12 protein-coding genes and 2 tRNA genes are annotated in these 14968 nt (G+C 39.4%); 9 read left to right on the top strand and 5 right to left on the bottom strand.

Annotated elements, in window-relative coordinates:
* Positions 1–71: 71 nt before the first annotated feature.
* Positions 72–887: a sulfite exporter TauE/SafE family protein gene (locus AACU98_RS04170; RefSeq protein ID WP_004248165.1), complete on the top strand. Its 816-nt coding sequence runs from the start codon at positions 72–74 to the stop codon at positions 885–887.
* Between the two features lie 239 nt (positions 888–1126).
* Positions 1127–1705 (top strand): superoxide dismutase [Fe], encoded by a 579-nt coding sequence (sodB, locus tag AACU98_RS04165; RefSeq protein ID WP_004243139.1) that lies wholly within the window; start codon positions 1127–1129, stop codon positions 1703–1705.
* Between the two features lie 127 nt (positions 1706–1832).
* Here the strand turns inward: sodB and cydH are convergent, their stop codons facing one another.
* Positions 1833–1916 (bottom strand): cytochrome bd-I oxidase subunit CydH, encoded by an 84-nt coding sequence (cydH, locus tag AACU98_RS18415; protein ID WP_096043109.1) that lies wholly within the window; start codon positions 1914–1916, stop codon positions 1833–1835.
* A 268-nt stretch (positions 1917–2184) separates the two neighbouring features.
* Here cydH and purR point away from each other — a divergent pair, with 268 nt between their 5' ends.
* Entirely contained in the window at positions 2185–3210 is a 1026-nt protein-coding gene (purR, locus tag AACU98_RS04160) for an HTH-type transcriptional repressor PurR (RefSeq protein ID WP_004243141.1), read from the top strand.
* 9 nt (positions 3211–3219) lie between these two features.
* Here purR and punR read toward each other — a convergent pair whose 3' ends face one another.
* Positions 3220–4122 carry a DNA-binding transcriptional activator PunR gene (gene punR, locus AACU98_RS04155; protein WP_004243142.1) on the bottom strand — a complete coding sequence of 301 codons (903 nt, stop codon included), beginning with the start codon at positions 4120–4122 and terminating at the stop codon, positions 3220–3222.
* Between the two features lie 119 nt (positions 4123–4241).
* Here punR and punC point away from each other — a divergent pair, with 119 nt between their 5' ends.
* Together punC and cfa are read left to right on the top strand one after the other, a co-directional pair.
* Complete coding sequence (gene punC, locus AACU98_RS04150) at positions 4242–5459, top strand: purine nucleoside transporter PunC (RefSeq protein WP_004248166.1); 1218 nt, start codon at positions 4242–4244, stop codon at positions 5457–5459.
* A 302-nt stretch (positions 5460–5761) separates the two neighbouring features.
* On the top strand, positions 5762–6916 hold the full coding sequence (cfa, locus tag AACU98_RS04145) for a cyclopropane fatty acyl phospholipid synthase (RefSeq protein ID WP_004243144.1): 1155 nt from the start codon (positions 5762–5764) through the stop codon (positions 6914–6916).
* 89 nt (positions 6917–7005) lie between these two features.
* Here the strand turns inward: cfa and AACU98_RS04140 are convergent, their stop codons facing one another.
* Entirely contained in the window at positions 7006–7662 is a 657-nt protein-coding gene (locus tag AACU98_RS04140; protein WP_017826960.1) for a riboflavin synthase, read from the bottom strand.
* A 303-nt stretch (positions 7663–7965) separates the two neighbouring features.
* On the opposite strand from AACU98_RS04140, the gene AACU98_RS04135 reads away from it, so the two are divergent.
* From AACU98_RS04135 to pykF, 4 genes are all read left to right on the top strand, one after another.
* On the top strand, positions 7966–9339 hold the full coding sequence (locus AACU98_RS04135; protein WP_004248167.1) for an MATE family efflux transporter: 1374 nt from the start codon (positions 7966–7968) through the stop codon (positions 9337–9339).
* A 158-nt stretch (positions 9340–9497) separates the two neighbouring features.
* A tRNA-Val gene (locus AACU98_RS04130) sits at positions 9498–9574 on the top strand.
* Between the two features lie 28 nt (positions 9575–9602).
* Positions 9603–9679, top strand: a tRNA-Val gene (locus AACU98_RS04125).
* A 465-nt stretch (positions 9680–10144) separates the two neighbouring features.
* Positions 10145–11557 (top strand): pyruvate kinase PykF, encoded by a 1413-nt coding sequence (pykF, locus tag AACU98_RS04120; RefSeq protein ID WP_004248168.1) that lies wholly within the window; start codon positions 10145–10147, stop codon positions 11555–11557.
* Positions 11558–11679: 122 nt separating this feature from the next.
* Here the strand turns inward: pykF and gadC are convergent, their stop codons facing one another.
* Together gadC and AACU98_RS04110 are read right to left on the bottom strand one after the other, a co-directional pair.
* Complete coding sequence (gene gadC / locus AACU98_RS04115) at positions 11680–13224, bottom strand: glutamate:gamma-aminobutyrate antiporter (RefSeq protein WP_161735590.1); 1545 nt, start codon at positions 13222–13224, stop codon at positions 11680–11682.
* A gap of 104 nt (positions 13225–13328) precedes the next feature.
* Complete coding sequence (locus AACU98_RS04110; protein WP_049200854.1) at positions 13329–14720, bottom strand: glutamate decarboxylase; 1392 nt, start codon at positions 14718–14720, stop codon at positions 13329–13331.
* Between the last annotated feature and the right edge of the window lie 248 nt (positions 14721–14968).

Below are 14968 nucleotides of genomic sequence, written 5' to 3'. Positions count from 1 at the left end.
TTTCTAATAGGGATCTGCCATTATCATGGACTCGTCAAAACTCGCATATTTAAACTTATGAGTATTTAGTAATGGAAATGATTTTACTGTTTCTGATTGTGGGATGTATTACTGGATTTTTTGCCGGATTGTTAGGAATTGGTGGTGGAGCCATTATTGTTCCTATTGTGATGTATGTTGTTAGCCAACAAGCTATCCCTGCAGATATGGTAATGAAAATCGCCCTCTCAACCTCTTTTTCTGTCATTATATTTTCTACCGCCTCTTCTGCTTATTCGCATAATAAACATAAAGCGATTTTATGGTCACAATTTCCGCTCCTCGCTGTAGGCACTCTTCTCGGTATGCTAGTTGGGACATTCCTAGTACAAAAACTCTCAAATACCCTATTGCAAATTATCTTTTGTATTTTTATGGCCTATACCATATATGGATTACTGACCAAGAAAAAAGAAGCTGAACGTGTTGAGAATGCCCAAGATCCGGTGGTTTCAAAACCAGCACTGACAACCGGTGGTAGCTTAGTGGGTTTTATTTCAAGTTTTATTGGTATAGCTGGTGGCACCATAACAATACCGCTATTAAGCCACTGGGGGTTTAATACCCGTAAATGTATTGCAACATCATCAATGCTGGGTGTGATTATCGCCACTATTGGGACTGTTATGGGGATCGTTTATGGTTGGCAACAAACTGAATTAGCAGACTATTATTTAGGTTTTGTCTATCTACCTGCTTTTATTGGTATTAGTATTACCAGTATACTTACAGCCCCTATCGGCGTAAAAGTTGCCTATAAACTACCTATTGCCAGAGTACGCCAAATATTTGCCCTATTCTTATTAATCGTCATGGCTAAAATGTTATATACCCTGATATTGGGATAGTGTTTTAACACTTTACCTCTATCTTAGTGAGAGATACTCTTATCAATATAACTAATCTATATGTTCTATACTAATAGATAAAAGATATTTAGCTGTTATTTCAATGAATTTTTGTTAAAATAATTAGCAAAATAGTAACAACTTAGTGAGTTCATTTGCCTCATTTTATCAATTCAGTTGAATTAGATGGAATGGTTTAAGGCACAAAACCCGAAAATGATAGGATAAAGGAGTACGCAATGTCTTTCGAATTACCAAAATTACCTTATGCGTTAGATGCTCTTGAGCCACATATCTCTAAAGAAACATTAGAATACCACTACGGCAAACACCACCAAACTTACGTAACCAACTTAAATAACTTGGTTAAAGGTACTGATTTAGAAAATAAATCTTTAGAAGAGCTCATCAAAACTACTGAAGGTGGTATTTTCAATAATGCTGCTCAAGTTTGGAACCATACATTCTACTGGAATTGCTTAGCACCAAACGCAGGCGGTGCACCAACAGGTAAAATTGCAGAAGCAATCAATAAAGCGTTTGGCTCTTTTGAAGAGTTCAAAAAACAATTTAATGATGCAGCTGCAAAAAACTTTGGTTCAGGTTGGACTTGGTTAGTGAAAAAAGCAGATGGCTCATTAGCCATTGTTAATACATCTAACGCTGCAACACCTGTTTCTGGCGAAGATAAACCACTGTTAACTGTTGACGTCTGGGAGCACGCTTACTACATCGACTATCGTAATGCACGTGTGAAATACTTAGAAGAGTTCTGGGCACTGGTTAACTGGTCATTTGTTGAAGCAAATCTTGCTTAATTGACTGTTTCAGAGATGGGAAAACCATTTTTGATAATCTAATAACAAAGGGCCTAGTGCCCTTTGTTATATTGATATATTTGATTGCTCACTTTGGATAGCTAAAATTTAAGCAATTAATTAACAATCAAAACAATAAACTTGCATATATTACGATCATAACCAGTGCTGCTACTGCGGTACTTAAACCAAATTTCAGATCCGTATCCATCTATTTCTCCCTCAAAATGATTATAATACTCAGATTAAACCATAATCTTGTCATGGTTAATTATTATTACATATCAAGTTTTGCTAAAATAGCGACTAGAGCACAATTTATAACATTGATTAATACTTTCACTTTTGAGCTAGATCATACAAAATTCACAGCTAATCGCTAAATTATTGCCAGTGTTTGCCCTATATATGACTATACTGGCAGTTAAACCATAAAATGAATTAAAAGAGACCAATGAAGGTCAGGAGTTTTCCACACCATGGCAACAATAAAAGACGTGGCAAAACGCGCAGGCGTATCAACCACGACTGTTTCTCATGTGATCAACAAAACTCGTTTTGTTGCTGAGAACACAAGAGCGGCAGTTTGGGCTGCGATAAAAGAATTAAATTATTCGCCGAGTGCTGTCGCACGTAGTTTAAAAGTCAATCACACTAAATCTATTGGTTTATTAGCCACGTCCAGTGAAGCACCTTACTTTGCTGAAGTGATTGAAGCTGTTGAAAATAGTTGTTATAGCAAAGGCTACACGCTAATTTTATGTAATTCACATAATAATCTTGATAAACAAAAAGCTTATTTAGCTATGTTGGCACAAAAACGTGTTGATGGTTTATTAGTCATGTGTTCAGAATATCCCGATCATCTTCTTTCTCTCTTAGAAGGTTATCGTAATATTCCGATGGTCGTAATGGACTGGGGAAAAGCCCGCGGTGACTTTACTGATACCATTATTGATAACGCATTCCATGGTGGCTATATAGCCGGTCGTTATCTTATTGAACGAGGTCATCGTGATATTGGTATTATCCCCGGCCCTCTAGAGCGAAATACCGGAGGCGGTCGTTTACAGGGCTTTTTAAAAGCCATGGAAGAAGCGAAAATTACGGTAAAAGAAGAGTGGATTGTACAAGGTGACTTTGAACCTGAATCTGGTTACAAAGCCATGACCCAAATGCTCAATCAAAAACAACGCCCTACTGCCGTATTTTGTGGCGGTGATGTTATGGCGATGGGGGCAATATGTGCAGCTGATGAATTAGGATTACGTGTTCCTGCCGATATTTCCATTGTCGGCTACGACAATATCCGTAATGCACGCTATTTCACACCAGCTTTAACCACGGTTCACCAGCCGAAAGAGCGTTTAGGACAAATGGCTTTTTCCATGTTACTCGACCGTATTGTGAATAAACGCGAGGATGCACAAACTATCGAAGTACACCCGCGTCTAGTAGAACGTCGCTCTGTTGCCGATGGTCCATTTATTGATTATCGTCGCTGATCCCCTTCATTAACGAAGCCATTCCTCATTTAAGGTTTGGCTATCGCCTAGATAATCTAATAGCCAAGTTAATGCCGGCGATTCGCTTTTATCAACCCATGTTAGACAGCACGGACTGTCTGGCAGGGGTTGTGCTAAGGTAAGGGTAACCAACTTACCTTGTTCGATTAATGGCTCCGCTCGGTGCCAAGGCACCATACCAACACATAATCCTGCTAATAAACACTCAAGCCCCATATCCCATGAAGGTACTATCATTCGGCGCTGATTATTTAATGCCCAAGTATCTCGTTTTGGTAAACTACGTGAGGTATCTTCTAAACATAAACTAGGATAAGGCCGTAACTCATCATCGGTTAATGGATGTGCCGCGCTTGCAAGAGGATGATCAGCATGACACACACATCGCCACGGCATAAAGCCCATATCTTTAAAACTATAACGTTCACCAATAGGTGAAGCTCTGGTGGCACCAATAGCCAAATCAACACGCCCGTTCACTAGTGAATCCCAGACACCGTTAAAAACTTCAGGATAAACATAGAGTTCGATATCAGGAAAATGGCGATAAAAGTCCAGAATAAGTTGCTGTGTTCTAGCCGGTTTGACAATACCATCCACGGCAATGCTAAACTGCCCCCGCCAGCCATTTGAGACTTGCTGGCACATATGGCGAGTGTCATTCATTTTTTTGATAACAGAACGGGCTTCTTTAATAAAGATCTTACCCGCATCGGTTAATTCAACATCACGATGCCGGCGTTCAAACAAAGGAACGGCAAGCCATTCTTCTAATTGTCTCACGGTGTAACTCACCGCGGAGGGTACTCTGTGCAATTCTTGAGCGGCTGAGCTAAAACTCCCCGTTCTAGCGACAGCATCAACGACCTCTAGCGAGTATTCTGACCACATAATATTTATTCCTTTGAATTTTTTTCACAGCATTAACCAAATATTCCCGTTTCACAAGTAAAATCACTCTTAGCTACAATATATAAAATGTTTTACATCACATAACATAGAAAATTAAAATGACTTTAAAGAATTCCACACAATCAAAAACACCTTCTCTCTTTATGGTGTATCTCGCCTGCCTTAGTATGCTGGGCTATTTAGCTATCGATATGTATCTGCCTGCATTTGGTATGATGCAACGCGAATTATCAATCAGTGAAGGCGCCGTCAGTAACAGCTTAAGTATCTTTCTATTTGGCTTTGCTGTCGCTCAACTACTTTGGGGACCACTCTCAGACAAATTGGGGCGTAAGCCTATTTTACTTATTGGGCTAAGTTTCTTCTCCCTAGGTTGTCTAGGTATGCTTTGGGTAGACAGTGCTGCCGGTTTACTAACCATGCGCTTCTTACAAGCCTTTGGCGTCTGCTCTGCAGCCGTTATTTGGCAAGCACTAGTGATAGACCGTTTTGATGAGTCTCGCGCTCAACACGTTTTCGCATCAATTATGCCATTGGTCGCCCTTTCCCCAGCCTTAGCGCCACTCATTGGTGCTTTTCTGTTAAACCACGGTGGCTGGCGCATGATCTTTATGTTGCTGATGGCAATTACTCTTGTATTAATGCTACCCACATTGATGCTAAAAAATATTAAACAAAAATCAGTTATTGATGCAGGCCCATCTACAGTATCATTTTTAACTTTGCTTAAGTCACCTATCTATGCCGGTAACGTATTAGTTTACGCGTCCTGTAGTGCGGGTTTCTTTGCTTGGTTAGCAGGCTCTCCGATTATCCTTGAGAAGATGGGTTATTCACCACAAGATATCGGCTTAAGCTATATTCCACAAACCATCGCATTTATGGTAGGTGGTTATGGTTGTCGCATTCTATTATCAAAAATGTCGGGTAAAACACTGTTACCTTTATTGTTAATTGGCTACGCAGTGAGCATGACAGCGTTGTTCTTAGTCGCCAAATATACACACCCAACATTAACAACAATTTTAATTCCATTTTGTATTATGGCTGTGATGAACGGTGCTTCTTATCCCATTGCTGTCTCTAATGCGCTATCAGCCTACCCTGAAGTGAGTGGTAAAGCCGCCGCATTGCAAAATGCGCTACAATTAGGTCTATGTAGTTTAGCAAGCTTTATTGTCTCAGCCTTTATTAGCCAACAGCCATTAATTAATACCACAGCGATTATGGCACTCACGGCTATTCCAATGGCGCTGGGTTACTTTATTCAACGTAATAAATCCGTTAGCAAACACACAGTTCAGGCGACAGAATAACGCCATACCCTGTTTTTAGGAAAATTCTTAAAAAAGGCCATTTATATAAAATGGCCTTTTTATTTTCTAGAGAAAACCTATTTACATCTCTATACTTGTTCAAACGCTTAAGCGTTTTATTCATTTTTCTTTCGGATTTTGAGGCATTAAACAGATAATTTGCTGATTATGTCAGATTAGTTCTCTTAATAATTTTATTCATTCAATCTGTGTTGAATTCAATATTGTTTTAACTCTACCAATCTGCATTATCCTTTCTTGCTTCATGCCTCAAAACCCGCTTAGTTTACGCCGGAGAGTATATGAGTACATCTTGTGTAGAAGAAGGCCGAAAGACCTCCAATGATCCTTATCAACGGATCGCATCAGAGCTGCTCGCTCAAGCAGACATTCATATCAATGGTTCTGAACCTTATGATATCCAAGTGCATAATAAAGATTTTTATAAAAGAGTATTACAACAAGGCTCATTAGGTCTCGGTGAAAGCTATATGGATGGTTGGTGGGACTGCGAACGTCTTGATATATTCTTTCATAAAGTTTTACGAGCAGGTCTTGAAAATAAATTGCCAAGTAACTGGCGCGATATTTTAAAAATAGCCATGGCACGCATTTTTAATTTACAAACACAAAAAAGAGCGTGGATGGTGGGTAAAGAGCATTACGATTTAGGTAACGACCTCTTTACCGCAATGTTAGATCCTTATATGCAATATTCCTGTGGATATTGGAAGGATGCGGATAGCTTAGAAGTTGCTCAACAGCACAAACTCGACCTTATTTGCCGTAAGTTAGAGCTAAAACCAGGTATGACATTGCTTGATATTGGCTGTGGCTGGGGTGGTCTTGCTGCTTATGCTGCCAAAAACTATGGCGTTTCTGTTACAGGGGTGACCATCTCAGTTGAACAACAGAAATTAGCACAAGAGCGCTGTAAAGGTCTTGATGTCAATATCATCTTAGAAGATTACCGTGACTTAAACGAGCAGTTCGACCGTATCGTTTCTGTTGGTATGTTCGAGCATGTTGGCCCGAAAAACTATGCCACTTACTTTGATGTCGCTCGTCGTAATATCAAAGAAGATGGACTATTTTTATTACATACCATTGGTTCTAATCACAATAAAGTTAATGTCGATAGTTGGATAAGTAAATATATTTTCCCTAACGGTTGTTTGCCGTCTATTCAAAAAACCGCTGAGGCAATGGAAAATAAATTTGTTATGGAAGATTGGCATAATTTTGGTGCCGATTATGACAAAACCTTAATGGCATGGTATGAGCGTTTTTTAGCTAGCTGGCCTGAAATTGAATCTAACTATACACCTCGTTTTAAACGCATGTTTAGCTACTACTTGAATGCTTGTGCGGGTGCTTTCCGCGCCAGAGACATTCAATTATGGCAAATTATGTTAAGCCCGAAAGGTAGAATAGGTGGATTACGCACACCTCGCTGATTTTTAGCTATCAATAGAGGTAAAAATCCCGTTTTCCATAGACTGAAAAACGGGATTTTTTAATTCTAGTCGTCTGATAACAGACTATATTATTTTTTGTTTTCTTCTTCGTGTGTTGCTTGAAGCTTAACCGTTAATGCTTGTTGCGCCATAACACGCTCTACGGTATCAACAATCGCCTGAGTCTGTGGATCTAACTCAATATTAACTTTATCCCCCAAACGCTTACGACCTAACGTCGTTCTATCGCGAGTCTCAGGGATCAGATGGACACAGAAACGATTATTAACCACATCACCAATAGTTAAACTAATACCATCAATGCCAATAAAACCTTTATGCAAAATATACTTCATCAATGTCTGATCAAAAATACGAAACCAGATCTGTAAGTTATTTTCTGAAGTAATAATTTTCGCAATTTCAGCCGTAGTGACAATATGACCAGACATCACATGACCACCAATTTCATCGCCATATTTGGCCGCTCGTTCAATATTAACTTCTGAACCAACCGTTAACTCGCCCAAATTAGTTAAGCGCAGCGTCTCTTTCACTAAATCGAAACTAATTTTATTGCCATCGATTTTTGTGACGGTTAGGCAACAACCATTGTTAGCGATCGAAGCTCCTGTTTCTAAGTTATTGACTAACTCGGAAGGTAATTCAATGATATGGGTACGGAAATCACCTTTATCTTCAATGGCAATAACACGTCCTTTTCCCTGAACAATACCTGTAAACATCTCACATCTCCTTGGACTGATAAGCGAGTTTATCTTAATTAATTTAGTGTAATCAGGATAACATAAGTGATATTACACAAAGGGATCATTATTGCCTTCTCCCCTTATGATGTTTGCCATCAAATATAACGTAAAACCACTTATTTACTTATCAAAATTCTGTGGTTGAAAAACGTCATATCTTTCATTGATAATTAAACATTTATCATTAGAATATGTTTGCTTAAGGATTATTTTACGCCATATTAACATGTGACGTTCTTTCCTCCCTTCCGTCTTATTATAATGAATAAAGGTGTATGCGTGCAGAAGTATATAAAAGAAGCGCGTAGCTTACTTGCTCTTGGTATCCCTGTTATCATCGCTCAATTCTCCCAAACTGCTATGGGAGTAGTTGATACCGTGATGGCAGGTGCTGTCAATGCCACAGAAATGTCTGCGGTTGCTGTAGGTACGTCGATTTGGTTGCCAACGATTTTATTAGGTCAAGGTATATTAATGGCATTGACCCCCATCGTTGCACAATTAAATGGTTCAGGACAACGAAAGCATATTGCTAATCGTACACAGCAAGGTTTTTGGCTTGCCACTTTTTTATCCATCATGGTCATTGCCATTCTTTATAACAGCCGTTTTATTATTGAAGCGCAACATGATATCGAGCCTGAGCTTGCAGAAAAAGCCATTGGATTTATTCATGCCATTATGTGGGGGGCTCCTGGTTGTCTCTATTATCAAGTGCTAAGAAGCCAATGTGAGGGATTATCAAAAACAAAACCAGGCATGATCATCGGCTTTATTGGATTATTAATTAACATTCCTGTTAACTACGCCTTTATTTACGGTAAATTTGGTGCCCCACAATTAGGTGGGATTGGTTGTGGTGTGGCAACCGCCTCTGTTTTTTGGGCGATGTTCTTAATGATGCGCTACTATGTGCGTCGAGCACCAACACAACGGGATGTTATGCCCAAAAAACGCCTAGTGTTACCTGAATTCCACACAATAAAACGTATTACATTGTTAGGGTTACCTGTAGGGCTAGCACTATTTTTTGAAGTAACACTGTTTGCTGTTGTGGCATTATTAGTTTCACCATTAGGTGTAACGGCTGTTGCAAGTCACCAGATAGCCCTTAATTTTAGCTCATTAATGTTTATGTTCCCTCTTTCCTTGGGAATAGCTGCAACAATTCGTGTGGGTTATAACCTTGGGCAACGTTCTACAGAGCAAGCTCGTACTTCAGCCATTACAGCCCTTGCTGTCGGATTAATGCTGGCAAGTTGTACCGCTATTTTCTCTATTATTTTTAGAGAAAAAATTGCTTTAATGTATAACGATAATATTGAAGTGGTGACATTAGCCTCTCATCTTATGTTATTCGCCGCACTTTATCAGTTGTCAGATTCCGTACAGGTTATTGGTTCAGGGGTATTACGGGGTTATAAAGATACTCGCTCTATCTTTTTTATTACCTTTATCGCTTATTGGGTAATTGGTTTGCCTTCCGGATATCTCTTGGGACGAACGGATTATATTGTTGAAGCAATGGGGCCGGCGGGGTTCTGGATTGGTTTTATTTTAGGTTTAACCGCTTCTGCAATTATGATGGGAACACGTATTTGGTGGATCCAGCGTCAATCTGATGAAGTTGTCTTATTACGCTCGGAGCGTTAATACTTCCATTAAAGCGTTATTTTTTGGCAAAGGAATGACACAAATATCAACAAATAGCTTTAAATACGAGCAGTTGAATACAAATTTGTGTTTTTCCTCTTGCCAGAAGCAAATCATCTCGCTAATATTCGTCTCCGTTGTCACCCAGAATAAAGAATGCGTCCATAGCTCAGTTGGTTAGAGCACCACCTTGACATGGTGGGGGTCGGTGGTTCGAGTCCACTTGGACGCACCATTTACTCTGAACAACATTTCAATACAGTGCGTCCATAGCTCAGTTGGTTAGAGCACCACCTTGACATGGTGGGGGTCGGTGGTTCGAGTCCACTTGGACGCACCATTTCTCTTTCTTAATTCTTGTTATATTTCGTGTTACCTCCCCTACACCACAACAAAATGATTACGCAAAATTTAATTGCGCAACAAAGCGCTTAAAAAACAAGCAATCAGAGCCCTATTTTGATCACATCACTTAAATTTACCTTTTTTCGATTTTCTTCATGGAAATTAACCTCTATAATACAAAACATAATTTTGTTGAAAGGTTTCAGCGTATTGATTTACAGGCATCTTTAGAAAACAGAACAAATGAATCATGATAGACTATAATGTAAGATGTCTAGCAATCTTTTATACAAAATAGTGACAAAATTTTTATCATGTTGTTGGAGCCACTCACATGTTGCGCAACTTATTAGCTAGAAATGAATGCACTTACCGTGTTTCGCACTGTTAAGATGATTGATATAACCCAACAACATTAATCCTTATTCATCCATTACAATAGAATCATTAATAGACTGCCATGAAAAAGACAAAAATTGTTTGCACCATCGGGCCAAAAACCGAATCTGAAGAAAAACTGACTCAATTACTGGACGCAGGCATGAACGTAATGCGTCTAAACTTCTCTCACGGTGACTATGAAGAGCATGGCAACCGTATCAAAAACCTGCGTAATGTCTGCGCAAAAACAGGCAAAAAAGCAGCCATTTTATTAGATACTAAAGGACCTGAGATCCGCACCATTAAATTAGAAGGTGGTAACGATGTCTCTTTAGTTGCAGGTCAGACTTTTACCTTTACAACAGATACTTCTGTTGTTGGTAATAAAGATCGCGTTGCGGTCACTTATGACGGTTTCGCAAGAGACTTAACTGTCGGCAATACCGTATTAGTCGATGACGGCCTTATCGGTATGAAAGTCATTAAAGTCACTGATACTGAAGTGGTATGTGAAGTACTTAACAACGGTGATTTAGGCGAAAATAAAGGCGTTAACTTACCAGGTGTGTCTATCGGCCTACCGGCATTAGCAGAAAAAGATAAACAAGATCTTATCTTTGGTTGCGAACAAGGCGTTGACTTTGTTGCCGCTTCTTTTATTCGTAAACGTTCAGATGTTGAAGAGATGCGTGCTCACTTAAAAGCACATGGTGGCGAAAACATCATGATCATCTCTAAAATTGAAAACCAAGAAGGTTTAAATAACTTTGACGAAATTTTAGAAGCTTCTGACGGTATCATGGTTGCACGTGGTGACTTAGGTGTTGAGATCCCTGTTGAAGAAGTTATCTTTGCACAAAAAATGATGATCGAAAAATGTAACGCTGCGCGTAAAGTGGTTATCACTGCAACACAGATGTTAGATTCCATGATCAAAAATCCACGCCCTACTCGTGCAGAAGCAGGTGACGTTGCCAATGCTATTTTAGATGGTACTGATGCTGTTATGCTATCCGGTGAAAGTGCGAAAGGTAAATATCCAGTAGAAGCTGTGACTATTATGGCGACTATCTGTGATCGTACTGATCGCATCATGAAATCACGTTTAGAGTCTTACCAATTAGGTGCTAAATTACGTGTAACAGAAGCCGTTTGTCGTGGTGCTGTAGAAATGGCTGAGAAATTAGATGCTCCTCTTATCGTTGTAGCAACTTATGGCGGTAAATCAGCGCGCTCTATCCGTAAATATTTCCCAACAGCGCCTATCTTAGCATTAACAAATAATGAAGAGACCGCACGCCAATTACTGTTAGTAAAAGGTGTAACAACACAATTAGTTAATAAAATTGCTTCTACTGATGACTTCTACCGTATCGGTAAAGATGCAGCATTATCAAGTGGCTTAGCCCATGCAGGTGATCGTGTTGTTATGGTTACAGGTGCACTGGTTGATAGTGGAACGACAAATACTTCATCAGTACACGTTCTGTAATACTCGATTATAGCTAATTTGTAATTAAAAAATTTAAGCCATCCGTTTTAACGGATGGCTTTTTTATTGCAACTTTTTATAAAACATATCACCTTGATCTACTGCCAAAGAGATTATTTCTGTTACTGACTATCATGATCTGTTTTATCTATTGGCACTAAATAATGCGTTGAACGAGCACGAGGATGGATAAAAAAGTGTCCTTTCGGTGCATTATGACTCTTAATGTGGATCATCGATACATTGGCTTTATTGCCTTTGCGAGAGCACGCATAAATAATAAAAGGTAAAGCAAAAATAATAACAAAACTTACCACTAGCAATGAAACATACGTTGTATCACTGCTGCCACCCGGTAAAGAGCTAGGTGGGAAGAATGAAACAACAAAAGCTAAAATAGACACAATCAGACCGACAACGGCCACTAATAATTTAACACCTTTACCACCGGGAATATTAAATGCACGTTTTTTATCAGCTTGCTTGCAAACCAAATGCATATAGCCAATAAACAGCATAAAGTAGCTACATAGATAAATCACCACCGTCAGCGCTAAAGCAATAAGAAATGACATATTGCCCCCACCACCAGTGTTAGTCAGCACCACTATGGCAATAGTAGTAATAATTAGCTGAGTGATCACTAAAGCTACCGGTACACCATTTTTATTTACTTTAGCCAGTGTTGGCGGAAGAATACCTTGTTGTGCAGCCACAAACATTCCCCGTGAAGGCCCAACGATCCACGACGCAATTTCAGCCAAGACGCCAAGCAATAATAGTGCAGCAATAATTTTAACCGCCCAAGCTAATCCGCTACTAAAATGGCTGACTAAAACACTAAAGGTTTCAACCACCCCCGCAGATAAGTTGATTTCGTTATGAGGGATCACTGCCGCAACAGATAAACCGCCAATAGAGCTTAAGCATATTGCCACAATCATTAATAAAAACATGGCAAGTGGATAATCACGGCCCGGATTTTTCATTTCGTTGACGTGAGTGGCTGAGGCTTCAACGCCCATATAGCTTAAAATAAAGGCCACAAAAACCACTAAAGTACCAATCTGAGTAAAATCAGGGAAAAAGGTTTTGCTGCTGATTTCTATTGCTAAAGGCGCACCACTGACCAGATAACTAATAGCTAAAAGCACTAAAATGATTGCTGGTAATAATATCCCCGCGAAGAAACCTAATTTAGCAATAGTAGCCGTGTATTTAGTTCCGCCAAATTGAGTTAAAGCTAATCCCCATAAAATCACTAATGCGGCAATCGTTTTGGTGAGCGGATCGGTATTTAACTCAGGCCAATCAAGAATATAAGATAATGCTCCTAATACGAAATAAAGCATTGGAATAAAACCAATCGCTATTTGTAAATAACCAAAAGAGATCGCCGCAAATCCCCAGCGCTCCCCTAGCGTATTAGATACCCAAGCAAATACGCCCCCTTCTTGCCATCCTTCAACGGTTGCCATTTCAGCTGCACATAATGCAACAGGAATAAACCACAACAAACCGCCTAGTAATAAGAAAAAGACTAGACTAAAGCCGGAAGTTGCAAAAGTTGGATACTCATAGACCGCCATCACCATGGATGCAGTTATGGCAAAAAAACCTAATAATGTGAGCTGTTTTGAGGCAGAACTTGTTGCAGATGTCGCCATGCTCATTCTCCTACGTGTATGCAATGAAATAATGGTGTGCAGATAATCAAGGCTGGAGAAAAAGAGTCTATTTCTCCAACCTATTACCAAATAAAAGAGCCTGTTTAGCTGTGGTTAAAGCCACCGCCGTCTTCTTCAGATAAAGGTGTGCTGACAGGATGTTTTTCGAAATAATCGAGAGTACGTTTCATATCTTCTATCAGTAATGTCGCCAAATCTAAACTCACACCATGACGAACAAGAATACGTTGAATAACTAAATCTTCGCGATCAGCAGGCATAGAATAAGCGGGTACTTGCCAGCCACGGCTACGCAATTTATCAGCGATGTCATATAAGGAGTAGCTTACCTTAGCCTCTTTTTTCAGTTTCCACGCTAATGCAGGTATTCCTTTTTGACTATCACCACTGAAGATCATTTCAAAAGGCCCTAGCTTTTCAATTTCTCGAGCAAGGTATTGCGCGGTGTGATAACAGGCATTGTGGATCTTCGCATACCCTTCTCTACCAAGACGCAAGAAATTATAGTATTGAGCAATAATTTGCCCACCGGGACGTGAGAAATTAAGCGCAAAGGTTGGCATATTACCGCCAAGGTAGTTCACATTAAAAATAAGCTCTTCCGGTAAGTCTTTAGCTTCACGCCATACTACCCAACCAGAGCCCAATGGCGCTAAACCAAACTTATGGCCTGATGAGTTAATGGATTTAACACGCGGTAAACGGAAATCCCATTCTAAATCAGGTGCACAGAAAGGCGCTAAAAAGCCACCACTCGCACCATCGACATGAATAGGAATATCAAGTCCGGTCTCTTTTTGTAGTTGATCGAGTGCATCATGTACCGCTTTTACTGGCTCATAAGTACAGGTGAAGGTCACCCCTAATGTTGGCACTACACCGATAGTATTTTCATCAACACGTTTAATGACCTCTTCAGGACTCATCATCAAGCGATCACCTTCAAGCGGGATCTCTCTGAGTTCAACGTCAAAATAACGGGCAAATTTATGCCAACAGACTTGAACTGGCCCACAAATAAGATTTGGTTTATCTGTCGCTTTTCCAGCAGCAAGGCGTTTTTTACGCCATTGCCATTTTAATGCAAGTCCCCCCAGCATTGCCGCTTCAGAGGAGCCAATGGTTGAACAACCTAGGGTATTGAGTGGATCGGGTGAGTGCCATAAATCAGCAAGCATATGAACACAACGGTTTTCAATTTCTGCCGTTTGTGGATATTCATCTTTATCTATCATGTTCTTATCGATAGATAAATTCATCAAATCACGGATCTCATCATCTACCCAGGTTTGACAAAATGTGGCCAGATTTTGTCTTGAATTGCCATCTAGCATCAGCTCATCCCTTACAGCATCAAAAACATGACGAGGATGGCTCTCTTGTTGCGGAAAATGTGTTTTCGGTAAGGATTGTGATAAATCAACCGATGCATAAACATCATCGAGTGAGCTATAACTTGGCGTTTTTTTATTCATCTTGAAATTACCTTTACTAATTATTATTACATTAGTGACTAAATGATTTTAAATACCTACTTTAAAAGATAGTCTAATAATTCCAGTAATGAAAAATTTTTTATATTTTATGAAAACAACGAGAGTATATTTATCAAATCAGCTTTAACACTCCACAAGAAATAACAACTCATTGATTTTAAATGATATTAATAATATTCCACTTGCTTTTATGTTAATTTATTTATGTACATTTAGAATAAAATATT

The organism is Proteus sp. G4380 (genome assembly GCF_963885725.1).
GTDB lineage: Bacteria > Pseudomonadota > Gammaproteobacteria > Enterobacterales > Enterobacteriaceae > Proteus > Proteus mirabilis.
This window is presented reverse-complemented; position numbering and strand designations above follow the sequence as displayed.